This window comes from Pseudosulfitobacter sp. DSM 107133, assembly GCF_022788695.1.
GTDB lineage: Bacteria > Pseudomonadota > Alphaproteobacteria > Rhodobacterales > Rhodobacteraceae > Pseudosulfitobacter.
The window spans coordinates 25315-50969 of the sequence record NZ_CP085161.1 but is presented as its reverse complement, the minus strand read 5'-3'; the positions used below and the strand labels follow the sequence as shown (position 1 = coordinate 50969).

Sequence of the window (25655 nt, the reverse complement as noted above, 5' to 3'; positions counted from 1 at the left end):
CGTGTTCTTGGATGGGGCGACAAATGGTAAAGAACATCTGCATATTCTCGGACGGAACAGGCCAAATGGGCGGCGCCAGGCCTGACCAACGGCTGTCGAATGTTTACAAGATGTATCGAGCCATGCGTCCGGGTCCAGATTCACCAATTAGCCCGAAGGACCAAGTGGCCTTTTACGACCCTGGCTTGGGAACAGGAGAAAGTGGCGGGTTATTCGGTCGGATCAAGCCGATCTTGGAAAGCGCCGTCGGCACTGGCATCGACCACAACATCATCGATTGCTACGAGCAGATCATCGCCAATTACGAACCCGGCGACCGTGTGTTGCTGTTCGGGTTCTCGCGCGGGGCCTACACAGTAAGAGCACTGGCGAACGTTATGAACCTCTGCGGTGTCCCGACGCAGATGCCGGATGGTTCGCCGGTCCCGCGTCACGGTCCCGGATTGCGGAAGATAGCCAAGGACGCTGTAAAATTCGTGTATAATCACGGTGCTGGAAAACCGCGCGGACAAGATCCTTACTTCAACAACCGTGAAGAGCTCGGCAAACGATTTCGCAAAAAGTATTCGAGCTTTCCCATTGAAGGCGAAGACAATCAGGGAAACGTTCAGCCAACATTCATCGGGGTCTTCGACACCGTGGCGTCACTGCGAACGGCTGTTGTCCGCACCTTGGTCTGGGGCGTCACGTTCGGCGTCGGGTCGGCTTTTGCCGCAGGTGTTGCATTCGGGTGGTCTTGGCTTTTGGTTGTTCCACTCGGCGTACTACTAGTTGCGCTTCTTTGGCAGCTTGGTTCCCTGTTGCTCGACAACTTCAAATATTTCTCGGACGATCCCGAACGCAAACTGAAGCTTTGGCGCCCAACGGATTGGCCGCAGATCCTCAAGACGGGTCATTTCGCGGCTTGGAACAAGCGCAACTACGACAAGTGGCTTGATCCCGATGTCCAACACGCCCGTCATGCCATGGCGATCGACGAAGACCGTGCTGACTTTCCAAGGGTCGGATGGGCATCCAAGGCGGCCGCGATTGAGACCAAAGATCGAGAGCCGAAGTGGTTGAAGCAGGTCTGGTTCCCGGGCTGCCATAGCGACATCGGTGGAAGTTATCCCGAGGCAGAGTCCCGCCTGAGCGATATCGCCCTCGATTGGATGGTCGACGAATTGAAAGACTGCGTGCCGTCGATCCAGATCAACGAGAACGTCTTGAACCGCTCCCCTGACCCTCTGGGTTTGCAGCACCGCGAAGACGCGTTGGTAGCATTTGGCCCCCTCCGCATCCGCTGGAAGAAGGGAATTCGCGCAGTTGGCGACGACTTCCCGCTCCATCCTTCAGTCGAAGAGCGCATGCGAGCCAAGGCCGTCGCCCAGTGTGGCGAGGTTAAGCCCTACCGACCTGCCCAGTTGAAAGAGCGACGCGACTTGAAATTCTACTACGACGAATAGGGGACTAGTCGACGGCGCTCACCCTCCCAACAATTCCTCGATGAAGTCCTCCTGCCGGTCGAGCGCCGCCTCCCATTCCTTCGGCACGGCGGCTTCCCGCTCGAGCGTCTCCGGCTCTGGTTGCCCGCGCCCGGCCTCCATCGCCATCACGCTCATCGCGCGCGCTTCGCGGCGTTGCGAGCGATCCCGGACAGGCGTGCGGTCGGTTGGTTGTCGCGGCTCATCCTGACTGACTTCATCCGCACTTTCACGCGCCCAAGGCCCCACGCCCTGCACACTCGGCGGATAGGGGAAGGGCTTGCCCTCCTGGCGGGCCAGCATGTCCTTGAAGAACGGATCGTCGTAATACTTGATCCGGCTCGCCTTTATCGGGTGCTGCGGCGAGGCGAGGATAATGACCTCGTCGGGGTCCATCAAGCGAGCCTCGGTCTCAGATAGCAGCGGCCGCTCTTCCAGACGCGCCGAAGTCGAGGTCGCGCCGAGGAAGCCCTTGTTGCGGCCATACATGCGGGTCACGGCCTCGCGTGTGGTGCTGCCGACCGCGGCTGAGACCTCCTTGACCGTGCGCTGATCCCGAGGGGTGATGTAGAGTTTGAGCCCTGCCCCGTTCTCGAGGCTTTCACGGCCCTCGGGCCCGTAGATCCGGTCGAGCGAGGCCAGCGACTGCGCAATCATCGCGACGCGACCACCGTAACTTGCCAGCGAATGGATCGCGCGTTCGAGATAGGGCATCGCCCCCATCTGCTGGAATTCGTCGATCATCATCATGACCGGCCAGGGCTCATCCGGGCCGGGCTCGTTCAAACGGATCGAGGCGATGAGATCGGCGAACATCAGGCGCAAAAGCGGCGCCAATGTCGCGATGTGATCCTCGGAGACGGCGATGTAGAGCGATTGCGGGGTCTTGCGGAAGGTCGAGAAATCAAAATCGCTCGCCTCGGTGGCCGAGCGCACCGCCGGGTTGTCCCATTGCTTGAGACCGGCTGTCATCAACGCCTGAATGTTTGAAGTCAGGAGCCGCGACGAGGCCGAGGCCGCGTTGGTCCAGAGCTCGCGCAGGATGTCTTCTTCGGCCTCGTCGGCATAGGTCTTGTATTGGGCGTTCTTGTATTCGCCCCCGGCGACGATCTGGTTCACCGCGCCAAGGTTCGGCGTGCCCCGCTGGATCGCTAGCAGGCAGGCCGCGACAAAGATCGACTTGCCAGCCTCGGAGAAGGTGTCGAGCGTCTTGTTGTCCTTGTCAAGGAAGAGGTCCGCGAGGATCGAGACCTCGGTGAAGCGCTGCGCGAAGCTCGGGGCCTTGGCGATCCGGGCCAGAGGATTGTAGCAGTGCGTGGCATTGGCCCAGTCGAAGGGGCTGAAGCGATAGACCTCGTCGCCGTTGAGCGCCCGCAGCCGGGCAGTTTTCTCGAAGTTCTCGCCCTTCACGTCGAGCACCACCACCGAACCTGCGAAGCTCAAGAGGTTCGGGATCACGAAGCCGACGCCCTTACCGGCGCGGGTCGGGGCCACCATCATCACATGGGGGATGGTGGTCGAAGAGATAAACTCAGCCTTGGAACTCGGTGCGCCGAGCTTGCCACAGACAAAGCCCTTGCCCGGCGCCTGCAGCATGTCGTTCTTCTTCAACTCCGCCTTTGTCTGCCAGTGGGCCGAGCCATAGTCATCCCGCTCCTTCTTCCAGGTCCAAGCGAGCGCCAGGGCGCCTAGGCCGATTGCTCCGAAGCCGACGGCGCCGAAGCCAACCTTGAAAGCCTCCGGATGGGCCGCGCGTGTGCCCGCGCCGGCCTTCCAGAGCGCCAACATGTCGAAACTCTGAAACCCGGTTTTCAGGGCAAGGGTCAGGTAGAAGGCAGCGACAATGGTGCCGATGACGGCGCCGCAGATCACGCCGAAAAGAAGTGCGGCCCAGAGGGGAAGTGTCTTGGTCATGGTGGTCATCTCCCTCAGAATTCCATCTCGTCATCGAGACCGCGGTCACGGCCCAGCTCCTGCGCTTCCTGCTGGCCGCGCAACCGCGCAACTTCGGTCGCCTTGTCCTGCTGCAAACCGGCGGCGCGGTCGGTGAAGACCTGATCGCCGGTCTCCTCAAAGGTCATCTCGAGGAATTCCTGCGTGACGGTGATCTGGTCGAGCTTGCTCGGCAGGGCCGCGTCCAGCACCTCGTAGTTTCCGCGCCGAAGTTCGGCCAAGCCTTCCTCGCCCAACTCCTTGAAGAGCTCGGATTGCAGGGTCCGCTCGACGGTCTCTTCCTGCTCCTCGGTAAGCTTGCCGTCGCGCAACATGTCGGCGAGGTCCTGCAGGTAGGGATTGGGCGTCCGATCGTCCTCGTCGATGAGCGGCAGGATCTCCTGTTCTTCGTCCGCGAGGGTCCGACCGATCTCGACACCCAGTTCCTTGGCGCGTTCCATCAGCGCGTCCATCACGCCGTCGACTTTTTCCAGCGCGGCATCGAGCTGGTCGTCATTGGCCGTCTCCACGCTCAGTCCGTCCTTGGCCAGCACCGCGTTCATGTCCCGCTCGACCCAGTCCTGCGCCATGCCGTAGTTCCGCGTACCGCCCGCCGCGATCCGGGCCACCAGCTCCTCGCTGTCCATCCCGGCCTCCTCGGCGCGCTCGAGCACATCGCGCAGCCCATCGCCATTGCCGGACTGCAGCGCCGCGATCAGCACCTCGCTTCCCGCCCCCGGCGGATAGGGTTCTTCGAGCTGCTTGCCAAAGCGCGCGCGCAGGTCCGGATCCGGCACCATCTGCGAAAGGTCCGCGATGATCGGTGCGGCCTTGGCCTCGAAGGCGGCGCGCTCGGCAGGATCCAGTTCCTCGGCCTTGAGCCTGAGCGCTTCGATCGTGCGCTCGGAATAGTCGATCGCATCACCGACGGTCTTGATGTCCTTCATGTCTATCTCTCCTTCGGTGAAGTTCCACGGCGTGCCGGAACCAAGCCCGTCCGCCATGCCGCGCACAGCGCGCGCCATGTGCTGCCGGTCCATCCGGTCCAGCAGGTCGGCGAGGTTCTTGTAGTCCTTGGCGAAGCCCACCACCTGCGCCTGCGCAATGGCGGATTCCTGGGCCGTCAGGGCGATCTCGCGCGGCAGGCGGGCCTCTTCCTTGGCGCGGTAAATCTCCTCGATCCCGGCGGGCTTCTCGAAGATGCCGCGCTCAAGCCGGGTGGTGGCGTCGAGCATCACGCCGTACGCTTCAGCGATCTCGGCCTGCTTCTCGCGCATGAGCTGCGGCGACATCACACCCTCGGCCCAGCAGGAGAACCAGGTGCCCTTCTCGACGCCGCGATTGTTCAGGATGATATGCGCATGCTTGTGCGCCCGGTCGTCATGGACTGCGAGCACATAATCCCACTGGTCGCCGTATTCGCCGCTCTCGAAAAAATGCTCCGTCCAGTCCATCGCGATGTCGCGCACCTGATCGACCGTCACGTCGGTCGGGAAGGACAGCAGCATGTGCGAGGTGAACCCGAGCTTGGTCGAGCCGCGCCAGGTGCCGGCCCAGTCCTCGATGATGTCTTCCTTCTGCTCGTCGGTCAGGACCTCCGCGTCGGTCAGCGCGTTGGTCATCGTCGAGTAGGTGTAGACCGCCTTGTCATTGATGTAGGAGATCTGCGCTCCGAGCGAGGCGCGCGTCTTGCAGCCCCCTGCCCGGATCCGTTTGAAGACCGCCGCGCGGCTCTGACCCGACGCCGCCTTCAGTGCGTTGCGCGCCGACAGGGATCCGACGCGCGCAAAGCTCCGACCCTGCCGACGGCCCGCCAGCCGCGCGTCGATCCGCGCCGCGGCCTGGCCGCGGATGCGCTCATCCTCCCAGAGCCGCCCCATGACGGAGGTGTAGAGGGCGAGGGGGTCAGCCATTTCGAGAGTTCCGGTTCACGATCGAACAGTCATGCATCGGGGTTCGCGTTCGAGGCTTACCGAGAGGCAGCGAACCCCGATCCAAATCTGAACCGGAACTCTCAGGCACCAGCCTCAGACCGCCGCCAGCCACGCGCGGGCCGTCCTCCAGAACCTCGCTCTCCGCCCCCTGCCCTTCTTCCTTTTGCGGCCATTCCTGATGACGCAGTGCTTGTGCGGCATCCTTCATCCGGCCCATCTCACGGCTCATCGACTGCGCCAAATCGAAGAGTTCGATCAGCACGGCGCGGTCCGCCTCCGAGACTTCCAGCAAGCCGCGATGCACCGCCTTGGAAAGTGCCAATCCAGCGTCGCTCACATCCTTCGCCTGACGCCAGGCCGCGCAGAATTCCCCGACCAGATCGCGTGGCACATCGAGAAATCCGCACCGCCCGCGCAGTACCGCATTCAGCGCCTGTGACCGGTTGGCATAGCCCCGTTCGCGCCACTCGGCATCGAAGGCTTCCAGTTCAGATCGACTGGCCCGGAACGCCACCGTTTCGCTCGGATCGCGCACCGTGACGCCCTCGCCCGCCTCCTCTTTCGCGAGCCGGTTCACATGGCGCGGGGAAATGTCGAATGCTGCCGCCAGGTCCTTCGCGCTCTCGCCCGCAGCAAAACGCCGCGCCACTTCGATGCGCTGTTCGAACTTAAGGTTTTTCGCTGGCCTCGGCACGGGTCAGACCCCTCGGACAAAATGTGCAAACATTGGCCATATCCTGCCAACGTCTTTCTTTTCTCCTTCGCTTATACATCAATACATCACATTACACAATATTACGTTTTGCATGTTTTAACTTTTTGCATGGCTTGGCGGCGTCTTCAAAACCCTGCACAGCGAGGCGCTGAATGGGCGCTCTCCTCATCGACAGACAGAGGTTGCTCGGAAAGAGACTGCGGAAACTGGTGCCCGAGCAGCGCGTGAAAGCGCACATATCGAGCGCCCGAGCCGGCCACGGATTGGGCGCCAGGAACACGAAATCGGCCCGCGCGGGATGGCGCAGGTCACACCCTCTGAGGGCGTCACGAAGCTTCTGAGAGACGGCGTCGGACCCCTGCGGACCCGAAGACCCGCAAGGGCATGGGTCAGTGACCCAGTCCCTGATTGCGCAGATCTTCGTAGCGGCCGCGGGCGATCAGTGCCTCGGTCTCGAGGCTGTCGAGAAACTCAGGATGGGCATCTTCATCGAAGGCGGCGAGGTAGGCATCGAAGGCCATGTCGGCTTGCAGTTCGGCGAGGTCGATGGATTGTTCGAGTGTCATGGTGTGATCCTTTCCGTTGATCGTCGTTGGACGGATCGTGGAAAAGACCGGGGGCATGAGAGCGGGCTGCACCCGCCACGGGGCGGAATGAAATGGAGCACGCCGGGGGCAGGTTTGTTGTGAGCGATGCCCAGCAGAGCTCAAGGCGTCTGCCGTCCAGAAACCTGCCTCCGGCGTTGCCGACCGCTCGACCCCGGGCTAGCGATCTGACAGGCCAACAGGTCGACGGAAAGGTGCGCGGCGGTGACCCTGACATGAGACGTTGCCCCCGGAAGCATGACGTTGATTTGCGACTTCATCACCGGCTGCCAACGATGTGTTTGCATACCCAGTGGCTTCGCCAAGACGACCCAGACGCAGGTTGCTGGAGGGAGAGAAAGAATGGGATTCTATTGCGAGATGAACCACCAGCACCCCCGACAGGCCTTTGGTGCCGTCAAGGGTTCACACGATCCTCGACGCAGCCAGAGAGAAGGATCCCAACAGCGTGTATGACCCACCTGGTCCGACGGCCCGCTACTATGACCGCGTCCGAAATATGCCGCGTTCTTCGGACACCGATCTTGGGCCCGCCCAGAGGTAGTTCCCCGGAACGACAAAAAAGCCAGACCGCCGGAGCGGTCTGGCCGATGGCTTAGGCGGCGTCTTTGGGGCCCCAGGGGATGACGGCCTGCAGGGACGGATCGTCTTGGCTAGCGGCCTTGCCGAGGTTGGCGTTGAAGCCGTGGTCGCGGATGGTCAGCGTGTAGTAGTCGGCGCCGGTCTCCTTGTTCTGCTTCTTCCAGATGCCGCCGCACTCGACCAGCTTGCCGCGCGGGGAGCGACCGAGGACGCGGTGCGTGGGGGCCATCGGGTTCGTGCTCCCGACGGGTTCGACCGTGATGTCGAGGTCGAAGGTCAGGGTCGAGATGGAGCCGACGCCCTTGGCGGTCTCAACATCGGCGCTGGTGAATTTGATGCAGTTCGTGGTCATTGCTCTTCTCCTTGTTTGCGTTGCAATGATGGTCAACTTGCAGCTGGCCAAGGCCTGACCACACCGAAGGCGAAGCGCAGCGGAGAGGGGCAGGCGCCGGTCTTTTTGCTGCGCGAGGAATGGCCCGCAGGGCCAAGGGAAAAAGATCGGCGACAACCTTTGTGGACGGGACGACAGCTGCGACCAGCATGTCATGCAAAGCAACAAATCGGGAGAAGTGCGATGGCCGCGGTGGGAAATGTGAATTGCACCGACAGACGCACCAGGGCACATCGGGTTCATTTTCACTCCCAACTAAACCGCGGCAAGTATCCATGATACCTATGAACGAACAAATGGTGGGCCTAGCAGAGCGCCGAGCAAGCGAAGGGAAACAACGAGTCAAAGTGCGGCACTTCGGACAGCCAGGAGGAGGCCAAGCAAACTAATGCACCTAGGCAGACTGGCAGACACCCATGCCGACTAATGGTGACAGTGGTCCCAAAAAACCGTTGCCAACACTTACGAGCTTCGTTTGACGACTGAGCCGATAGCTTTGTTCATGCCTTTCGGGTCATCAACCTGATCGCCGCAGATTGCGGTCCCCATCGGAACGAAAACGTCTCGGAGACGTCGAACCATCCACCGCCATCACCTGCGCCGTGGTTCGCGCCCATGCAGGAACACTGGCAATCGTGTCCGACGGCGTTCCGACAAGCGGGCGCGCACTTCTCCATTTCACGGTAGGGCTGAACGACGTAGAGCCGTCCATATCGTTCCAAGCCACTGTCAACAAAACGATTGAGCCAACTAACTGGTAGCTTCCAGGCTTTCTCGACGGGAGCCCATTGTACTTCGGGCTTCCGGCGTCCGGTTGCCAGACCGAAAAGCCAGCCCCGATTATCGGGACGATATGGCAACCGCGCTGTGAGCTTATCGCCTGAAATCCCGGAACGGACGATGATTGGAATATTTGCGCTATTCCACTGGTGGCGGATTTCGGGAGGGATGGCGGTAGTGTCCATAAAATTCCCTTTTTTGTTATAGAGTTACTTCAGTCATATATGCAATCATCGGGTTTAAAGAAGTCGTGCAGAAGCCGGTTCACCGATCCGCGTGATTTCAAAGATACTGGCAACGGCGGCTGAAAAATGAAACCTGAAATTTCCGAATTCTCTTACGGGTTCGCCCTTACCAATGAACTCGTCGGTTGGGTTGCGCTATCAGCCGCACCCGTGTTCCCAAGCCTGGTCGAGGAAGGCAAAGCAGGGGGCGGCTATGATGTGAAGCTCGACCGGCCAGGTGTTCCCTTGTTTCTGCAATTCAAACGATCCCACTGTATGGTCCGCCGAACGGCGAAGGAACACCAAGCCGTCGTGGCCTTGGGCGGGACACTGAACGTTCCCTACTACCGTTTCCCCATCACCGAAGCGACGACCTCCGATCAGCATGAACTCCTGCTGGCGTTAGATGATGGCTCAAACCTCGTTTTTTACGCGGCACCCCACTTTCACAGGCGAAACGAGATCAATCAAGCCTGGAGTCGGTCTGATGTCGCCCGGCGCTCGCTCTTCGTGGCTCCACGGATGATAGGCCCATTGGACGATGAGCAACACCATGTCGCCTTCGATGGTGGGAATACATGGCTGTGTTCGGAACCACGCGTTCTCGAAGTGCTAACCAACCGAGGGTTGGAGGACAAGCTGAACGGTTTTTTGAAGAAACACGATCAGCCGCTTGGAGAACGCCTGCCGTCGCTGGTGGCGGAAATGCATGAGGCCGAACGGCGCGGGCGGCAGAAAGCCGAGCTGCGCCGCGGCTCAGGTATGCCACAAGATACTTCTATTTCTGACCGGGGGGACATTCCGGTGGTTGAAACCTTGACGCGAAGGTCCATCGTGGAAGGAGAATCTGACGCAGCAATCATGCCGGAACCCGAACCTCCGATGTCGCGTGAGCCCAAGCCTCTCGGAAGCGAAGCAGCCGTACTCCGGCAAGTGGCAGACATCGCCGCGCATGTGTTCGAGACGCAGTTGATCATCGTCCAGCCACGGTAAAGCAGTATGCAGGCCTGAAACCGCCGTATTCCTCGTGGGCATACCCCCCAAAGAAAATTTCCGGGAACGTGAATGTCAGGGGAAAACACTCCCGCCATCAGCGCGTCTATGTGCAAACGCAAATCCTGTCACTTAGCACTTAAAGATGATAATCTGATCTTCCTTATTTCAATGACTTAGCTTTGCCCCTAAATGTGAGAATTGGCACTTAAATTAATAATGGAGACTGGACTTTAGCCCTTAATTCGATAATTGTGGCTCCGATTTTGTCGGGTTCTCATTGTGACCGAACCACTTCTATACGAGATAGACGACGCCGTGTGGGCAGAAGCCTGTCGCCGTGCGGCTGCGATCCGCAGATTCCTGGAATCCAGTTCCGGTGAGTCAACAGTGGCCGCTATTGCCGATCTTGCCTCCGAACTGCAGGTCAGCCAAGCGACGACCTACCGTTTGCTGAGGCGGTTTCGGGCGGACGGAACTGTCATGTCGCTCGTTGAGACCAAGCGCGGACGCCCGACGGGCCATCGCGCTTTGGATGCTCGGCGCGAGGAGATCATCGAGAAGGCAATCCGCACGTACTATCTGAAACCGACCCGGCCACCGGTCTCGCAGCTGGTGCGGGACATTGAAACGGATTGCGCTTCGGCAGGATTGAAGTCGCCGCATCGCCGAACGATCGAGCGGCGGCTGGGCGACCTGGACCTGCGCCACCGGGCGCAGCGTCGGGGCGAAACGCGGACCGTAAAAGCAACGACGGCGGTCCCGGGAACACTGAGCACCTCCCGACCCCTCGAGATTGTTCAGATCGATCACACGAAGGCCGACATCTTTGTCGTCGATGAGGAAACCCGCGAACCAATCGGACGACCGTGGCTGACCCTGGCCATGGATGTCTTTAGCCGTATGGTGACGGGCTTCTACTTGACCATGGATGCGCCATCCCGGCTTTCGACGAGCCTATGCCTGCTGCATTCGGTCTATGACAAGACGGCCTGGCTCAAAGCGCGCGAGATCGAAGAGCCCTGGCCCGTGGCCGGCCTTCCCGACCGGGTGCATGTGGACAATGGCGCGGATTTCCGGAGTCGCGCGTTCAAACGTGGCTGCGAGAATGCAGGCATTGCGATCGACTGGCGACCGCCGGGTACGCCGCGCTTCGGCGGACATATCGAGCGTTTGATCGGCACCCAGATGGGACGGCTGCACCTGTTGCCCGGTACGACCTTCAGCAACGCTCAGGACCTCGCGGAGTATGATTCAAGAAAACATGCGGCGCTGACCCTGCGCGAGTTGGAGCGCTATATCGCCCTCGACATTGTCGGGTCCTATCATCAATCCATCCACAGCTCGCTGAGCCGCCCTCCCCTCGCCGTCTGGTGGGACCATGAAGGCGAGATCCCTCTGCGGCTGCCTGAGGATCGATTGCAGTTCTGGGTCTCTTTCCTGCCGGAGCAGGAACGGACCTTGCGTCCAACCGGCATTCACCTGTTCGATCTGCGCTACTGGTCAGCCGCACTCAGCGCCGATGTCGGCCGGACTGAGCGGCGGCTTCTCGTGAAGTATGATCCGCGTGATATGTCGCGTGTGTTCGTGCGGCGGCCCTCAGGCAACTTCGTCGAAGCCCGCTACGCGGACCTGACCCTGGCACCCATTTCCCTGCACGAGGCTTTGACGGCGCGTCGCACCCTGCGTGAGAAAGGGCGGCGTGAAGTCGATAGCCGCGCGGTTGTGAGGACCGCACTCGAACAGCGGAAGTTGGTTGATGAGGCCGTAAACAGAACCGCTGCCGTGCGGCGCGGCAAAGCTCAGCCGAGGCGTGCCGACGACCTCCGGGATACGGGCACGCTCCGTGGTGTCGACTCCAGCAAACCGGTGCCTTTTGTTGAGGACACCGAATGAGCTGGAGCCATAATGACGAACGATCACCCTCATCTTACCGCCGACGCGGCAGCCCTGCTGTCTGAACCCCAGGCGGGACGCATTCGCGCCATCAGGTCCCGCCGTTGGGTTCTCTACCCTCGCGCAAAGCAAGCCCTCGATCGCCTCGAGGCGCTCCTTGATCATCCGAGAGGTTCCCGCATGCCGTCTGTCGCGATCTATGGCGACAGCGGGATGGGCAAGACCATGATCATGCAACGCTTCCGCGATCAGCATCCGCCACATCTTGATCGCCGTACCGGGATTCTGAAGACACCGGTCCTGGCCATGGAAATGGTTAGCCGCCCCGGCGAGCGGCGCTTCTATGGTGAACTGCTTTCCCTCCTCGGCGCACCCCAGGCACCGCGGGCCGATATTGCTCAGATGGAACAGGCGACGCTGCGGATTATGAAGGCAATCGGCACCCAGGTTCTGGTCATCGACGAGGTCCACAACATCCTCGCCGGGACCTATCGAGAGCAACGTATCGTGCTCAACATGCTGCGCTTTCTCAGCAATCGGCTCCAAATCTCACTGGTCTGCTTCGGCGTGAACGACGCCCGGGAAGCCATCGGCGGTGACGTTCAACTTGCGCGACGCTTCGAGCAACTCACCCTGAACCGTTGGGCCGCCAACGAAGACTTCGAGACGCTGATCGCGTCGATCCTGCGCAATACGCCATTGCGGCGACCCTCTGTGCTGACGCCGAAATCCCTGCGGCGCATTCTGCAGATTACGGACGGTATCACGGCGAACATCTTCCAGATGCTGGGCAGTCTTGCGATCGAGGCTATCGAGAGCGGGACCGAACACATCACCGACGGCGCCGTCGAGGCTTGGGTGCCTGCATTTGATGCCGAAGCGGTCTTCGCATGACGGGACCCCTGCCCGTCACCTTGCCACCTCTGCGCGGCGAAGTCCTGTCATCCTGGATCAGTCGCCACGCGGACTTCTATGGCGTCACGCCGTTGACCATGTTGCGCCATGGATTGCCGGATGCGACATCCCTTGAGGCAATCGATTTTTCCCTGACCAACGCCCAAGCGAACCGGATTGCGGGGATGTTCGGTGTCAGCCCGCAACTTGTACGCAGCCTGAGCTTCGCGGGTGCCCCCAAAGCGGCTCACCGGTTCATCGCCAAGAGTCCAATGCAGCGTTGCGGGCGGTGCACTCAAACCGATGTCAGCCCTCCGCCAATTCTTAGAAGCGAATTGCAGGGGTGGCGGATCACTTGCTCGCACTGTGGGGAACCCTACCAGGACAAGACCACCAGTGACGGCGAACGGACGCTTGAGCCATATCGCGCGGCAGCACGTCGCGGTGAGACCTTGTTGAACAACCACGCAGAGCGCCGCGTGGAAACATGGCTGCCACCTCTGGAGATCGCGCGGCTTCTGCTCATGCGCCGCATCCCCTGGCCGCCCCCGCGTGACGGCGATCTCTGGCGCTACCGGCTCCTCGGCGCCATCGTCCCCGATTTCGATGCCATACTGGCCAGGGAGACTTCGTTTCCACATTCGCCAAAACACCCCATCCTGCCACTCTGCATCCGACCCGCGCTCCTGGCAGGCGTGGCGATCATTGACCGCGCAGGGCCACCGATGCTGAAGATGCTGCACGGGCACATGATGGGCGAGAACAGAAAGCGCTTTGTCATGGCGACAGACCATTTGGTAAGCCCGGCGATCGAGTGGGGACCACCCCAGCAGTTCCAACTGATATGAAACCCGGGCCAGATGATTCTCAGCTTAAAGTGCCAAAAATCTTCAAATCGACCGCATTCTCACATTTAAGTGCTAAGTGACAAGAGCGCGTATTTCCAGGACACCCATGCCAAGATCGGGCTGCTGCCGGGCTGGGGCCTGTCGCAGCGCCTACCGCGGGTCGTCGGGCCGTCGACGGCGAAGGAAATCTCCCTCACCGCCCGCCGCGTGCCTGCGACAGAGGCTGCTTCGCTTGGTTTTGTCACGCGGGTCGTGCCGGATGACGCGCTGGCCAGTGCCGCGCGCGAGGTGGCCGAGGGGATCGCGCAATGGGACCCGGCCCACATCGCACGGATCAAGGCGCTGATGGACGACGGCTATGCCCTGCCGCTGAGCGACGCGCTGGTGCTGGAAGTTGAGCGCGCCGCCGACCTTAACCGACAGGTCAAGATCGGCGGTCCAGGTCCGGCGTGACGGCAATCGCGCCCCGAATCAGCTGACGAATTCGGGGCCGACGTTCGACGTGGCCATACCGGTGCGGTCGGTCCGCCTGCCGTTGAGTGGGTCGAACAGGTGAAGCGCCTCTGCTGGCCAGTCGAGCCACGCCAGCATGTCTTCGCGCAGGGTGGTCGACTTGGGCAAGGTGGCGGCCACGGAGTCGCCCGACGGCATCCGGCAATGGGCCAGCCGCGCGGCGCCGAAATCCTCGATCAGCTCGATCCGGACTTGGACCTTGCCGGTGGCGGGCGAGAGGGAGACATCTTCGGACCGCAGCCCAAGGATCGTGTCGCCGGAGGCCCGGACGCCCGGCAGGTCGATCCTATGATCCTCCGCGCCGGTCAGATGACCAACACCATCGGCGATCCGGACGGGAAACAGCGACATCGCGGGCGAGCCAATGAAGCTGGCGGCGAAGGTCGTAGCGGGGTGGGCGTAGACCTCGGCCGGGGAGCCGATCTGTTCGATCCGGCCGCCGTTCATGACGATCAGCAGATCGGCCATGGTCATCGCCTCGACCTGATCATGGGTGACGAAGACCGAGGTTGCACCAAGCTGACGGTGCAGGCGCTTGATCTCAAGCCGCATCTGTACCCGCAGCTTGGCATCGAGGTTCGAGAGCGGTTCGTCAAACAGAAACACATCCGGCTTGCGCACGATGGCCCGGCCCATGGCGACACGTTGCCGCTGCCCGCCGGAGAGCTGCGCGGGACGGCGGTCCAGAAGCTCGGAGAGGCCGAGGATGCGGGCGGCTTCCTCGATCCGGGTCTGACGCTCGGGCTTGGGCAGGCGGGCGATCTTGAGCGGATAGGCGAGGTTCTCGGCCACGGTCATATGAGGATAGAGCGCGTAGTTCTGAAAGACCATGGCGCAACCCCGGTCCGAGGGTTCGATATCGTTCATCAAGTGATCGCCGATCCGCAGCTCTCCGCCGGTGATCTGCTCCAGCCCCGCGATCATGCGCAGCAGGGTGGACTTGCCGCAGCCCGACGGGCCGACGATAGCGGCGAAACAGCCATCCGGGATCTCGGCGTTCAGGCCATGAACCACCTGTTTGCCGTCATAGGATTTGCGGATGTCGCGGATGCTGACACCGGTCATGCGGTTGCCTCCATGTCGATGATACGGGCGCAAAGGGCGTCGACCGTCGCAGGCGTCAGGCCGATCCGGTCGAGATAGGGGTGGATGCCGCCGTAGGTCGCGTCCAGATGGGCCAGCAGATGCAGCATCGACTGCGGGTCGCTGCCCAGCACGGCGGCGGCAATGGCCGGGTCGGTGCCTTGTTCCAGAACATGTGCCTGAAGGCCGTCGATGATCGGCTCCAGCAACTCGCGCGTCATGGCATAGTCGGTGGCGATGGTCTCGGCATCCACCCCGCCAAGCGCGAGCAGCAGCGCGGCGATCAGCCCGGTGCGGTCCTTGCCGGCGGTGCAGTGGAACATGACCGCGCCATCGGGGGCCTCGGCAATCGCGGTCAGGGTCCGGGCGATGGCGTCGTGCCGCTTGTCGAGCGCCTGGGTGTAGAGCGTGCGCAGCACCTGATCTTCGGGAATGTCGTGGGGGATCCGCAGGCTCTCGAACAGCGGAATCTGAAGGTAGATCACCGCCGGATGGTCAGCAAAGGGGTTGGGGAAGCGTGCGTGTTCCGCCGCGTGCCGCAGGTCGATTACCGTAGTGAGCCCCATGGCGTGCAGCTGGTCCATCGCGGGGCCGTCCAGCCGGTGCAGGCTGTCGGCGCGCAGGATGCTGCGCCAGCGGGTGCTGCCCTGCGTGCCCGGATATCCGCCGAGGTCACGGATGTTATAGGCCCCCGGCACGGAAAGAATTCGGTCGAATTTCATCAGCGCAACCCCGATTTCATAAAGGATTGAATGACCTGCCTTTGCAGGACCACGTAAAAGATCAGGATCGGCAGGCTGGCCATGGTCGAGGCGGCCATCAGCGGACCCCATTGCGTCCCTTCCTGCGTGATGAACATCTGGATGCCGATCTGGACGACCGAATTTTCGGCCGTGCGGGTCAGCAGCAGCGGCCAGAAATATTCGTTCCAGGTCGAGATGAAGATCAGGATCGCAAGCGAGGCGATCATCCCGCGGAGGTTCGGCACGATGATCCCCCACAGAACCCGCCAATGTCCAGCCCCGTCCATGCGCGCGGCCTCGAGCACCTCTTTCGGGAAGGCGCGGATCGACTGGGTCAGCAGCATGATCGCCAGCGCATGGGCGAAATGTGGCAGGACCAGCGCCGTGACCGTGTCCAGAAGGCCAAGCCGGGCGACCAGCAGGTAGTTCGGGATCATCACGACCTGCAACGGGACCAGCCATGTCAGCGCGACCAGCCCGAAGACCACCCAGTCCAGCCGGAACCGGAAGCGTGCGAAGGCATAGGCCGCGAGCACCCCGGTCAGAAGCTGGATCACCGTGACGGAGGCGGAGACGACAACCGTGTTCCACAGCATCGCGCCCATGGGGATCGACTGAAGGGCCTGGGCGTAGTTTTCCAGCGACGGGGCCGTCGGCCAGAGCGTGCCTTCGAAGATGCGGTTGGCGGGCCTCAGGGAGCTGACGATCATCCAGTAGACCGGGAAGACGCAGATGAGCGACAGAAGGATCATGGCCGCATGGCCCGGCAGCATCCGGGTCGCGCCCGCGCGGCGGACAGCCCGGCGGCGCGGGACGGCGAAGGTCGCGGTTTCAGCTGTCATGGAAAGAATAGCGCTCCATCAGACGCAGCAGGAGGAAGGCGAGGGCGCCGAAGCCGAGGAAGAGGATCATCGCGGCGGCGGAACTCCACCCGACGGAGAGGGAGGAAAACCCGAACTCCCACAGCAGGTAGTAGATGTTCGTTGTCGCGCCGAGCGGGCCGCCTTCGGTCAGGACGTGGATATAGGAAAAGCTCCACTGTGCGCCCAGAAGGATTGTCATCATCACGAGGAAGAGGATGGTCGAACTGAGCAGCGGCAGGCGGATGTCGCGGATGATCTGCCAGCGGGTCGCGCCGTCCATCCGCGCGGCCTCGACCAGCGAGGGGTCGATATTGGCATTGGCGGCCGACAGGATAAGGGTCGCGAAGCCGACGAGCTTCCACCCGGTGATGAAGATGATCGTCCAGATGGCGATATCGGGGTCGTTCAGGAACTGGACGGGTTCGAAGCCAAGCGCCGTGATCCCGACATTCACCAGCCCGTGCCCGGGGTCGAGCAGCCAGCGGAAGACAGATGCGGCGACCACGGGGGCGATGATCATCGGCAGGAAGATCAGCGCGCGATAGATGTTGCGGGCGCGGGGCGGCAGATCTTCGGTCCAGATGGCGATGGCCAGCGGCACGAGCACCGAAAAGGGCAGCATCCCCAGCATGTAGATCGCGGTATTGCCAAGCGCCTGCCAGAGCTTGGGCAGGGCGAGGATGTTTTCGTAGTTCTTCCAGCCCACGAAAGTCTTGGGTGCGAAAGGGAGCATGTTCCAGTCGTAGAAGCTGAGCCATGCCGCCTGCACAAGCGGCGCGTAGATCCAGATGACGAAGGTGGCAATCGCCGGGAAGAGGAAGAACCAGGGCAACGAAAGGCGCCCGATCTTCAGGGATCGGCGCGGCTGTGCGCGGGCAGGGGTGTGGATATCGGCGACGGTCATTTCGGCTCCTCGAAGGAACGGGGGCGGATCGGGCCGACCCGGGGGCCGACCCGAAGTTCAGGTCAGCTTCCGGGCATCATGGCCTGGGCTCGGGCTTGCGCGCCTTGCATGATCTCGGCCACGTCGCCGTCGCCAAAGACGGCTTGCTCGGCGGCCTCCATCAGCGTTGCGGCGACTTGGCGATAGCTGGTGCCGGGGTACGACCGCCACGGCTCCATCCGCTCAAGCTGGGCGAGGTTCGGGCGGACCAGCGGGTTCGCATCGACCCAGTCCTTCAGATACTCCGGATCGTCGACGATGGCGGTCCGCAGCGGCAGGTAGCCAATCTTGGAGGTGATGATCGTGTAGCCCCGTTCGGAGGTGAGGAACTTCATCAGCTCCCACGCCGCGCGCTGCTTGACCGGGTCCTGAGAGAACATGACCAGCCCGCTGCCGGAATTGGTCGGCGACGCGGGACGCTCGCCAAAGCCCGGCATCTGCGCGGCGCGCAGTTCATAGTTGCCTTCGGCCTGGCTCAGCAGGTGGTTCTGCAGGCCAGATGAGTTGATGTACATCGCAAGCTTGCCCGCCGCCATGCTTTCCAGCGCCTCCCCGCGAGAGATATTGCCGTAGACGCCCGCATCCTTGAGACCGCGCAGCATGGCGACTGCCTCGATGGTCTCGGGCCGGTCAAAGGTGACGGCCGTGCCCGCATCGTTTATCACGCTGCCGCCGTTGGACAGGATGACGGATTGCAGCAGCCAGTCGTACGGGCCGACCTGCACGCCGATGATGCCGCCGGCAAATCCGTTGGCCTCGGTCTTGTCCTGAATGGTCAGGGCGTAGTCCTTGACCTCTTCCCATGTCTTGGGTGGCTGGTCGGGGTCCAGCCCGGCCTCACGAAAGAGGTCGGCGTTGTAGAATACCATCGGGGTGGAGAAGGTATAAGCCAGTGCATAGGTCTTGTCGCCGACCTTGCCGAGGTCGAGGCCCGAGGGGACCATGCCCTCCACATGCGCATCCCAGTCGGCCTGTGGCACGGCCTGATCAATCGGCACGGCGCCCAGCTGCTGCCCGGCGTAGGCGAGGTCCGAGAAGATCACCTGCGCGACATCCGGTGGACGGCGGGCGGCGATATCGGTCTGGACGCGGGTGCCCATGTCATTGGCGTTCACGCCGACGCCCTCGACCTTGATCATCGGGTTCGCGGCCATGAATTCTTCGATCAGCTGAACGGTCGCGTCGTGACCCTGCCCGGCGGTGGCGAGGTTGTAGTTGTAGAAACTGATCTCGACCGGTTCGATGATCTCGTCGGCCATTTGCGCCCAGACGGGGCCGGTGGCCATGGTGGCAATACCAAGCGCAAGCAGCGCGCGGCGGGATAGGGGGAAGGTCATGGTGTCTCCTGTCGGTTTGTTTGGGTGTGGTCGCGGGCCTGAGGATCAGCCCACGACCTCGGCGGCGGGTTCGGACATCAGGCGGGCGGCGTCTTCATGGCTCATCGCCATTACGGTGCGGCCTTCGGAGGGCTGGGGCAGGAAGTTCACGGTCAGCCCGCTGTCGCGCAGGGTGCAGACCGAGAATCCGGTGCCGTCGGTGGCTTCGATCGCCATGTCGCTGAAGGGCTGCATCCGGGAGTGGTGGCCGTTGCCGACAAAGACCGGGACGCCGTTCCAGATCGACACGCGGTCCTGATGGATATGGCCGCAGAAGAGGCCCAACAGGGGCCGTCCGCTCAGGACCTTGCGGAGCTTTTCGGTATCTTCGGCAGCGAGGCATTCAAAGGCCGGTTCGTCTGCACCCATCATCGGCGGGTGATGCAGGACGACCACCTTTGGCAGGTCCGCGTGACGGTCGAGCGCGGCGGCCAGCCATTCAAGCTGCGCGTCCTCAAGCGTGCCGTGGATCTGATCCGGGGTCGAGCTGTCGAGAACGATGACATGGACCCCCGCGATGACCGCCTCATGATCGTAAGGCGCGTCCAGATCGGCGCTTTCGCCCAGCATCTCGCGCCGGAAATCGGGGCGGCTGTCGTGGTTGCCAAGGGCAAAGAGGGTCGGAATATCGACGTCGTCCCAGATCGCCCGCAGGCGCTGATAGGCGACCGGGTCTTCGTTGTTGGTCAGGTCGCCGCTGACGATGATGAACTCGGGCCGGTCGGGCAGGGCGTCGATCCGGGCAAGCGCGTCCCGCAGGATCGCGGCCGTGTCGGAATAGAGGTGCGGTTCGTCAACATCTGGGTTCGACATGTGCAGGTCGGTGAGGTGAACGAAGGTCTTTGGCATCGCGGGTCTCCTTGGGCATGCCTTTCCTGATCGCGGCCGGTGGCCGCGGCGGGATGGCTGGGTCTGGCTGTTGTCCGGTGAGGCCGGAAAGGTCCGGGACTCACCGCTTGAGTTCGGGTTTTCCATCGACTAGCGTGACTATGTGACAACTGAATGAAGGTTCATTCATGAATTTGGTCAGGGCAGAAAAACCGCGCGGCGACGACAAACGGGCGCGCATTATCAAGGCAGCGGGAGAGCAGTTCGTCCTGTCCGGCCTGCAGGGTCCGATGTCGGAGATCGCCGAACGGGCGCACGTGGCGATCGGATCTCTGTACCTGTATTTCAAGTCGAAAGAAGAGTTGATCAAGGCCGTCTATGCCGATCTGGCCGCCGAGATGACGGCGTTTCTGGTCCGCGAACCCGCCCCGGACGAGCCTCATGAAGAGCGGGTGAAGCGTTACATACGGGACTACCTCGATTTCATCGCGATGGATCCGGATCGGGCGAGCCTGTTCGGTTACTGAAGTGGTCCTATCATTTCGGACAGGTTTGCAGCGTTTCTAAGGTGTATCGGGTTTAGGTTTCATGCTGCTTTTTGCTTTTCCAAGCCTGCCCAATATGCGTCGTCTGGCGTCCGCCGATCAAGCCCGGAATGGGGCCGCTTGGTGTTGTAGAAGGCCATCCAGTCCTTAACGACGCGCCGCGCCTGGAAGCCGTCGGTGATTTCCTCAAGGTAGATGGCCTCTTGTTTCAGGCTTCGCCAGAGGCGCTCGATGAAGATGTTGTCGAGGTAACGGCCGCGCCCATCCATCGAGATGCGCACGCCTGCCTCGGTCAACGTCGCGATCCAGGCTGATCCCGTGAACTGCGACCCTTGATCCGTATTCATGATCTCCGGTGGGCCGTGTTTCGCGATGGCCTCGTTCAGAGCCTCGACACAGAAGTCGGCATGCATCGTGTTCGACAGCCGCCAGCTGAGCACCTTGCGCGTGGCCCAATCCATGATGGCAAGCAGATACAGGAAGCCGTTCTTGACAGGCACGAAGGTGATATCCGCACACCAGACCTGGTTGGGTCGGTCGATCTGCATTTTCCTCAGCAGATACGGATAAACCGGGTGCTGCGGATGCCGCTGGCTGGTTCTGGGGCGCTTGTAGATTGCCTCCAGCCCCATCTTCGCCATCAGTCGGCGCACGCGATGGCGGCCCACGACGGTGCCTTCCCGGCGCAGATAGGCCGCGATCTGGCGTGACCCGAAGAACGGATACTTCGTGAACACGCGGTCAATCTCTTTCATCATCGCCAGCGTCTCGGCATCAACACCGACCGGCGTGTAGTAGAACGCCGACCGGCTCAGGTTCACCAGCTTGCATTGCCGGCTGATGCTCAGTTCGGGATGGTCGCGCTGGACCATCGACCGTTTCTTTGCCGGGCTCACCTCTTGAGCCCTTCCGACAAAAAATCGTTCTCCACCGCCAGCCTCCCGATCTTGGCGTGAAGCTCCTTGACTTCGGCTTCGGTCGGGCCGCTTTGCTTGCCGCCCGAGAATACGTCCGCCATGCCCTCGATGGCCTGCCGCTTCCACGTGCTGACCTGGTTAGGGTGCAGCTGATGCTTCGCCGCGATCTCCTGCACGGTCTTGTCGCCACGCAGCGCTTCCAACGCCACCTTGGCTTTAAACTGGTCTGTAAAGTTCCGGCGCTTCGCCATTCTCGTATCCCTTCAAAGGTTTGGGATACACCTTAGCCGACTGTCCGGATTCCTGGGACCACTTCAGTGGCGCATGGGTCGACAAGTTTGTGTCGCAAAGCAGTGTTTGAGCTACTCCCCATCTCTTGGACAGGATCTGGCGTAATTTAAGCTACTCGTTGCACCTGCTGATCGGGTTGGTTGATATCATTTCTCTGCCAGTAGACCAGCGCCGGAGGCTGGCCGCCCAGGGCTGAATGCGGGCGCTGGTGGTTGTAGAAGGTCATCCATTTCCGGATGGCCTCTTTCGTCTCCGATCCGGTCTCCCAAGCATGCAGGTAGACGCATTCGTATTTCAGGGTGCGCCACAACCTCTCGATGAAGATGTTGTCGAGGAACCGGCCTTTCCCATCCATCGATATCCTCACCCCTGATCGGCGGAGCCGATCCGTCCAGGCAAAGGACGTGAACTGGGATCCTTGATCGGTATTCATGATCTCGGGCGGGCCGAAGTTGTGGATGGCCTCGTTCAACGCGTCGACGCAGAACTGGGCTTCCAACGTGTTCGAGATCCGCCAGGACAGAACCTTGCGGTTGTGCCAGTCCATGATCGCCACGAGGTAGAGGAACCCGCGTCTCATAGGCAGATAGGTGATATCCGAGCACCAGACCTGGTTTGGGCGTTCTACCCGCAGCCCTCTGAGCAGGTAGGGATAGGTCTTGTGCCCCTTCGCCGGCCTGCTTGTGTTGGGTTTCTGATAGATCGGCATCAACCCTGTCACTTAGCACTTAAAGATGATAATCTGATCTTCCTTATTTCAATGACTTAGCTTTGCCCCTAAATGTGAGAATTGGCACTTAAATTAATAATGGAGACTGGACTTTAGCCCTTAATTCGATAATTGTGGCTCCGATTTTGTCGGGTTCTCATTGTGACCGAACCACTTCTATACGAGATAGACGACGCCGTGTGGGCAGAAGCCTGTCGCCGTGCGGCTGCGATCCGCAGATTCCTGGAATCCAGTTCCGGTGAGTCAACAGTGGCCGCTATTGCCGATCTTGCCTCCGAACTGCAGGTCAGCCAAGCGACGACCTACCGTTTGCTGAGGCGGTTTCGGGCGGACGGAACTGTCATGTCGCTCGTTGAGACCAAGCGCGGACGCCCGACGGGCCATCGCGCTTTGGATGCTCGGCGCGAGGAGATCATCGAGAAGGCAATCCGCACGTACTATCTGAAACCGACCCGGCCACCGGTCTCGCAGCTGGTGCGGGACATTGAAACGGATTGCGCTTCGGCAGGATTGAAGTCGCCGCATCGCCGAACGATCGAGCGGCGGCTGGGCGACCTGGACCTGCGCCACCGGGCGCAGCGTCGGGGCGAAACGCGGACCGTAAAAGCAACGACGGCGGTCCCGGGAACACTGAGCACCTCCCGACCCCTCGAGATTGTTCAGATCGATCACACGAAGGCCGACATCTTTGTCGTCGATGAGGAAACCCGCGAACCAATCGGACGACCGTGGCTGACCCTGGCCATGGATGTCTTTAGCCGTATGGTGACGGGCTTCTACTTGACCATGGATGCGCCATCCCGGCTTTCGACGAGCCTATGCCTGCTGCATTCGGTCTATGACAAGACGGCCTGGCTCAAAGCGCGCGAGATCGAAGAGCCCTGGCCCGTGGCCGGCCTTCCCGACCGGGTGCATGTGGACAATGGCGCGGATTTCCGGAGTCGCGCGTTCAAACGTGGCTGCGAGAATGCAGGCATTGCGATCGACTGGCGACCGCCGGGTACGCCGCGCTTCGGCGGACATATCGAGCGTTTGATCGGCACCCAGATGGGACGGCTGCACCTGTTGCCCGGTACGACCTTCAGCAACGCTCAGGACCTCGCGGAGTATGATTCAAGAAAACATGCGGCGCTGACCCTGCGCGAGTTGGAGCGCTATATCGCCCTCGACATTGTCGGGTCCTATCATCAATCCATCCACAGCTCGCTGAGCCGCCCTCCCCTCGCCGTCTGGTGGGACCATGAAGGCGAGATCCCTCTGCGGCTGCCTGAGGATCGATTGCAGTTCTGGGTCTCTTTCCTGCCGGAGCAGGAACGGACCTTGCGTCCAACCGGCATTCACCTGTTCGATCTGCGCTACTGGTCAGCCGCACTCAGCGCCGATGTCGGCCGGACTGAGCGGCGGCTTCTCGTGAAGTATGATCCGCGTGATATGTCGCGTGTGTTCGTGCGGCGGCCCTCAGGCAACTTCGTCGAAGCCCGCTACGCGGACCTGACCCTGGCACCCATTTCCCTGCACGAGGCTTTGACGGCGCGTCGCACCCTGCGTGAGAAAGGGCGGCGTGAAGTCGATAGCCGCGCGGTTGTGAGGACCGCACTCGAACAGCGGAAGTTGGTTGATGAGGCCGTAAACAGAACCGCTGCCGTGCGGCGCGGCAAAGCTCAGCCGAGGCGTGCCGACGACCTCCGGGATACGGGCACGCTCCGTGGTGTCGACTCCAGCAAACCGGTGCCTTTTGTTGAGGACACCGAATGAGCTGGAGCCATAATGACGAACGATCACCCTCATCTTACCGCCGACGCGGCAGCCCTGCTGTCTGAACCCCAGGCGGGACGCATTCGCGCCATCAGGTCCCGCCGTTGGGTTCTCTACCCTCGCGCAAAGCAAGCCCTCGATCGCCTCGAGGCGCTCCTTGATCATCCGAGAGGTTCCCGCATGCCGTCTGTCGCGATCTATGGCGACAGCGGGATGGGCAAGACCATGATCATGCAACGCTTCCGCGATCAGCATCCGCCACATCTTGATCGCCGTACCGGGATTCTGAAGACACCGGTCCTGGCCATGGAAATGGTTAGCCGCCCCGGCGAGCGGCGCTTCTATGGTGAACTGCTTTCCCTCCTCGGCGCACCCCAGGCACCGCGGGCCGATATTGCTCAGATGGAACAGGCGACGCTGCGGATTATGAAGGCAATCGGCACCCAGGTTCTGGTCATCGACGAGGTCCACAACATCCTCGCCGGGACCTATCGAGAGCAACGTATCGTGCTCAACATGCTGCGCTTTCTCAGCAATCGGCTCCAAATCTCACTGGTCTGCTTCGGCGTGAACGACGCCCGGGAAGCCATCGGCGGTGACGTTCAACTTGCGCGACGCTTCGAGCAACTCACCCTGAACCGTTGGGCCGCCAACGAAGACTTCGAGACGCTGATCGCGTCGATCCTGCGCAATACGCCATTGCGGCGACCCTCTGTGCTGACGCCGAAATCCCTGCGGCGCATTCTGCAGATTACGGACGGTATCACGGCGAACATCTTCCAGATGCTGGGCAGTCTTGCGATCGAGGCTATCGAGAGCGGGACCGAACACATCACCGACGGCGCCGTCGAGGCTTGGGTGCCTGCATTTGATGCCGAAGCGGTCTTCGCATGACGGGACCCCTGCCCGTCACCTTGCCACCTCTGCGCGGCGAAGTCCTGTCATCCTGGATCAGTCGCCACGCGGACTTCTATGGCGTCACGCCGTTGACCATGTTGCGCCATGGATTGCCGGATGCGACATCCCTTGAGGCAATCGATTTTTCCCTGACCAACGCCCAAGCGAACCGGATTGCGGGGATGTTCGGTGTCAGCCCGCAACTTGTACGCAGCCTGAGCTTCGCGGGTGCCCCCAAAGCGGCTCACCGGTTCATCGCCAAGAGTCCAATGCAGCGTTGCGGGCGGTGCACTCAAACCGATGTCAGCCCTCCGCCAATTCTTAGAAGCGAATTGCAGGGGTGGCGGATCACTTGCTCGCACTGTGGGGAACCCTACCAGGACAAGACCACCAGTGACGGCGAACGGACGCTTGAGCCATATCGCGCGGCAGCACGTCGCGGTGAGACCTTGTTGAACAACCACGCAGAGCGCCGCGTGGAAACATGGCTGCCACCTCTGGAGATCGCGCGGCTTCTGCTCATGCGCCGCATCCCCTGGCCGCCCCCGCGTGACGGCGATCTCTGGCGCTACCGGCTCCTCGGCGCCATCGTCCCCGATTTCGATGCCATACTGGCCAGGGAGACTTCGTTTCCACATTCGCCAAAACACCCCATCCTGCCACTCTGCATCCGACCCGCGCTCCTGGCAGGCGTGGCGATCATTGACCGCGCAGGGCCACCGATGCTGAAGATGCTGCACGGGCACATGATGGGCGAGAACAGAAAGCGCTTTGTCATGGCGACAGACCATTTGGTAAGCCCGGCGATCGAGTGGGGACCACCCCAGCAGTTCCAACTGATATGAAACCCGGGCCAGATGATTCTCAGCTTAAAGTGCCAAAAATCTTCAAATCGACCGCATTCTCACATTTAA

22 protein-coding genes and 1 pseudogene are annotated in these 25655 nt (G+C 61.6%); 10 read left to right on the top strand and 13 right to left on the bottom strand.

Annotated elements, in window-relative coordinates; translation table 11 throughout:
* The first annotated feature begins 23 nt into the window (after positions 1-23).
* On the top strand, positions 24-1445 hold the full coding sequence (locus tag DSM107133_RS24175; RefSeq protein ID WP_064225048.1) for a DUF2235 domain-containing protein: 1422 nt from the start codon (positions 24-26) through the stop codon (positions 1443-1445).
* Positions 1446-1463: 18 nt separating this feature from the next.
* Here DSM107133_RS24175 and DSM107133_RS24170 read toward each other — a convergent pair whose 3' ends face one another.
* The 5 genes from DSM107133_RS24170 to DSM107133_RS24150 form a co-directional block, all read right to left on the bottom strand.
* Positions 1464-3377 carry a type IV secretory system conjugative DNA transfer family protein gene (locus DSM107133_RS24170; protein WP_114295285.1) on the bottom strand — a complete coding sequence of 638 codons (1914 nt, stop codon included), beginning with the start codon at positions 3375-3377 and terminating at the stop codon, positions 1464-1466.
* 14 nt (positions 3378-3391) lie between these two features.
* Positions 3392-5308, bottom strand: coding sequence for a relaxase/mobilization nuclease domain-containing protein (locus DSM107133_RS24165; protein WP_114295286.1), 1917 nt, complete (start codon positions 5306-5308; stop codon positions 3392-3394).
* The gene (locus DSM107133_RS24160; protein ID WP_233501446.1) at positions 5301-6023 is read right to left on the bottom strand and encodes a helix-turn-helix domain-containing protein; all 723 of its coding nucleotides are present in this window, start codon (positions 6021-6023) and stop codon (positions 5301-5303) included. Before DSM107133_RS24160 ends, DSM107133_RS24165 begins: the two co-directional genes overlap by 8 nt.
* A gap of 410 nt (positions 6024-6433) precedes the next feature.
* Positions 6434-6610, bottom strand: coding sequence for a hypothetical protein (locus tag DSM107133_RS24155; RefSeq protein WP_235602448.1), 177 nt, complete (start codon positions 6608-6610; stop codon positions 6434-6436).
* 634 nt (positions 6611-7244) lie between these two features.
* Positions 7245-7583 carry a DUF736 family protein gene (locus DSM107133_RS24150; RefSeq protein WP_064225024.1) on the bottom strand — a complete coding sequence of 113 codons (339 nt, stop codon included), beginning with the start codon at positions 7581-7583 and terminating at the stop codon, positions 7245-7247.
* 1130 nt (positions 7584-8713) lie between these two features.
* Here DSM107133_RS24150 and DSM107133_RS24145 point away from each other — a divergent pair.
* The 5 genes from DSM107133_RS24145 (at position 8714) to DSM107133_RS24125 (ending at position 13710) form a co-directional block, all read left to right on the top strand.
* Complete coding sequence (locus DSM107133_RS24145) at positions 8714-9619, top strand: hypothetical protein (protein WP_114295287.1); 906 nt, start codon at positions 8714-8716, stop codon at positions 9617-9619.
* Positions 9620-9901: 282 nt separating this feature from the next.
* Complete coding sequence (locus DSM107133_RS24140; protein ID WP_107817728.1) at positions 9902-11515, top strand: Mu transposase C-terminal domain-containing protein; 1614 nt, start codon at positions 9902-9904, stop codon at positions 11513-11515.
* Positions 11516-11527: 12 nt separating this feature from the next.
* The gene (locus tag DSM107133_RS24135; RefSeq protein ID WP_067267035.1) at positions 11528-12409 is read left to right on the top strand and encodes a TniB family NTP-binding protein; all 882 of its coding nucleotides are present in this window, start codon (positions 11528-11530) and stop codon (positions 12407-12409) included.
* A complete protein-coding gene (locus tag DSM107133_RS24130) occupies positions 12406-13257 on the top strand; it encodes a TniQ family protein (protein WP_082852112.1) in 852 nt (283 codons plus the stop codon). Before DSM107133_RS24135 ends, DSM107133_RS24130 begins: the two co-directional genes overlap by 4 nt.
* A 69-nt stretch (positions 13258-13326) precedes the next feature.
* A complete protein-coding gene (locus DSM107133_RS24125) occupies positions 13327-13710 on the top strand; it encodes an enoyl-CoA hydratase-related protein (RefSeq protein WP_067264167.1) in 384 nt (127 codons plus the stop codon).
* Positions 13711-13728: 18 nt separating this feature from the next.
* Here the strand turns inward: DSM107133_RS24125 and ugpC are convergent, their stop codons facing one another.
* The 6 genes from ugpC to DSM107133_RS24095 form a co-directional block, all read right to left on the bottom strand.
* Positions 13729-14835 (bottom strand): sn-glycerol-3-phosphate ABC transporter ATP-binding protein UgpC, encoded by a 1107-nt coding sequence (ugpC, locus tag DSM107133_RS24120; RefSeq protein ID WP_067264170.1) that lies wholly within the window; start codon positions 14833-14835, stop codon positions 13729-13731.
* Entirely contained in the window at positions 14832-15575 is a 744-nt protein-coding gene (locus DSM107133_RS24115) for a tyrosine-protein phosphatase (protein ID WP_067267189.1), read from the bottom strand. Before DSM107133_RS24115 ends, ugpC begins: the two co-directional genes overlap by 4 nt.
* A complete protein-coding gene (locus tag DSM107133_RS24110; RefSeq protein ID WP_067263926.1) occupies positions 15575-16438 on the bottom strand; it encodes a carbohydrate ABC transporter permease in 864 nt (287 codons plus the stop codon). Before DSM107133_RS24110 ends, DSM107133_RS24115 begins: the two co-directional genes overlap by 1 nt.
* A complete protein-coding gene (locus DSM107133_RS24105; protein WP_082852031.1) occupies positions 16428-17363 on the bottom strand; it encodes a sugar ABC transporter permease in 936 nt (311 codons plus the stop codon). Before DSM107133_RS24105 ends, DSM107133_RS24110 begins: the two co-directional genes overlap by 11 nt.
* Positions 17364-17425: 62 nt before the next feature.
* Positions 17426-18739 (bottom strand): ABC transporter substrate-binding protein, encoded by a 1314-nt coding sequence (locus DSM107133_RS24100; RefSeq protein WP_114293606.1) that lies wholly within the window; start codon positions 18737-18739, stop codon positions 17426-17428.
* 45 nt (positions 18740-18784) lie between these two features.
* The gene (locus DSM107133_RS24095; protein ID WP_067264461.1) at positions 18785-19627 is read right to left on the bottom strand and encodes a metallophosphoesterase; all 843 of its coding nucleotides are present in this window, start codon (positions 19625-19627) and stop codon (positions 18785-18787) included.
* 167 nt (positions 19628-19794) lie between these two features.
* On the opposite strand from DSM107133_RS24095, the gene DSM107133_RS24090 reads away from it, so the two are divergent.
* Positions 19795-20133, top strand: coding sequence for a TetR family transcriptional regulator (locus DSM107133_RS24090; RefSeq protein WP_067264464.1), 339 nt, complete (start codon positions 19795-19797; stop codon positions 20131-20133).
* A 59-nt stretch (positions 20134-20192) separates the two neighbouring features.
* Here the strand turns inward: DSM107133_RS24090 and DSM107133_RS24085 are convergent.
* Both DSM107133_RS24085 and DSM107133_RS24080 read right to left on the bottom strand, forming a co-directional pair.
* A protein-coding gene (locus tag DSM107133_RS24085) for an IS3 family transposase (RefSeq protein ID WP_240310525.1) occupies positions 20193-21319 on the bottom strand; the annotation gives its coding sequence in 2 pieces (ribosomal slippage) (positions 20193-21058 and positions 21058-21319; 1128 coding nt in all).
* 146 nt (positions 21320-21465) lie between these two features.
* Positions 21466-22074 (bottom strand): annotated as a pseudogene (locus tag DSM107133_RS24080) (IS3 family transposase); the annotation flags it as partial.
* A 156-nt stretch (positions 22075-22230) separates the two neighbouring features.
* Here DSM107133_RS24080 and DSM107133_RS24075 point away from each other — a divergent pair.
* From DSM107133_RS24075 to DSM107133_RS24065, 3 genes are read left to right on the top strand one after another with little or no spacing between them, the layout of a single operon-like run.
* Positions 22231-23844: a Mu transposase C-terminal domain-containing protein gene (locus DSM107133_RS24075; RefSeq protein WP_107817728.1), complete on the top strand. Its 1614-nt coding sequence runs from the start codon at positions 22231-22233 to the stop codon at positions 23842-23844.
* Positions 23845-23856: 12 nt separating this feature from the next.
* Positions 23857-24738, top strand: a complete 882-nt coding sequence (locus DSM107133_RS24070) for a TniB family NTP-binding protein (protein WP_067267035.1) — start codon at positions 23857-23859, stop codon at positions 24736-24738.
* A complete protein-coding gene (locus tag DSM107133_RS24065) occupies positions 24735-25586 on the top strand; it encodes a TniQ family protein (RefSeq protein ID WP_082852112.1) in 852 nt (283 codons plus the stop codon). Before DSM107133_RS24070 ends, DSM107133_RS24065 begins: the two co-directional genes overlap by 4 nt.
* Positions 25587-25655: the final 69 nt, after the last annotated feature.

Coding starts and splice junctions, on each gene's coding strand:
- DSM107133_RS24145 (WP_114295287.1), top strand. CDS start 8,714: ATGAAACCTGAAATTTCCGAATTCTCTTACGGGTTCGCCCTTACCAAT.
- DSM107133_RS24130 (WP_082852112.1), top strand. CDS start 12,406: ATGACGGGACCCCTGCCCGTCACCTTGCCACCTCTGCGCGGCGAAGTC.
- DSM107133_RS24175 (WP_064225048.1), top strand. CDS start 24: ATGGTAAAGAACATCTGCATATTCTCGGACGGAACAGGCCAAATGGGC.
- DSM107133_RS24110 (WP_067263926.1), bottom strand. CDS start 16,438: ATGACAGCTGAAACCGCGACCTTCGCCGTCCCGCGCCGCCGGGCTGTC.
- DSM107133_RS24165 (WP_114295286.1), bottom strand. CDS start 5,308: ATGGCTGACCCCCTCGCCCTCTACACCTCCGTCATGGGGCGGCTCTGG.
- DSM107133_RS24105 (WP_082852031.1), bottom strand. CDS start 17,363: ATGACCGTCGCCGATATCCACACCCCTGCCCGCGCACAGCCGCGCCGA.
- DSM107133_RS24155 (WP_235602448.1), bottom strand. CDS start 6,610: ATGACACTCGAACAATCCATCGACCTCGCCGAACTGCAAGCCGACATG.
- DSM107133_RS24095 (WP_067264461.1), bottom strand. CDS start 19,627: ATGCCAAAGACCTTCGTTCACCTCACCGACCTGCACATGTCGAACCCA.
- DSM107133_RS24135 (WP_067267035.1), top strand. CDS start 11,528: ATGACGAACGATCACCCTCATCTTACCGCCGACGCGGCAGCCCTGCTG.
- DSM107133_RS24065 (WP_082852112.1), top strand. CDS start 24,735: ATGACGGGACCCCTGCCCGTCACCTTGCCACCTCTGCGCGGCGAAGTC.
- DSM107133_RS24150 (WP_064225024.1), bottom strand. CDS start 7,583: ATGACCACGAACTGCATCAAATTCACCAGCGCCGATGTTGAGACCGCC.
- DSM107133_RS24090 (WP_067264464.1), top strand. CDS start 19,795: ATGAATTTGGTCAGGGCAGAAAAACCGCGCGGCGACGACAAACGGGCG.
- DSM107133_RS24115 (WP_067267189.1), bottom strand. CDS start 15,575: ATGAAATTCGACCGAATTCTTTCCGTGCCGGGGGCCTATAACATCCGT.
- ugpC (WP_067264170.1), bottom strand. CDS start 14,835: ATGACCGGTGTCAGCATCCGCGACATCCGCAAATCCTATGACGGCAAA.
- DSM107133_RS24170 (WP_114295285.1), bottom strand. CDS start 3,377: ATGACCAAGACACTTCCCCTCTGGGCCGCACTTCTTTTCGGCGTGATC.
- DSM107133_RS24070 (WP_067267035.1), top strand. CDS start 23,857: ATGACGAACGATCACCCTCATCTTACCGCCGACGCGGCAGCCCTGCTG.
- DSM107133_RS24100 (WP_114293606.1), bottom strand. CDS start 18,739: ATGACCTTCCCCCTATCCCGCCGCGCGCTGCTTGCGCTTGGTATTGCC.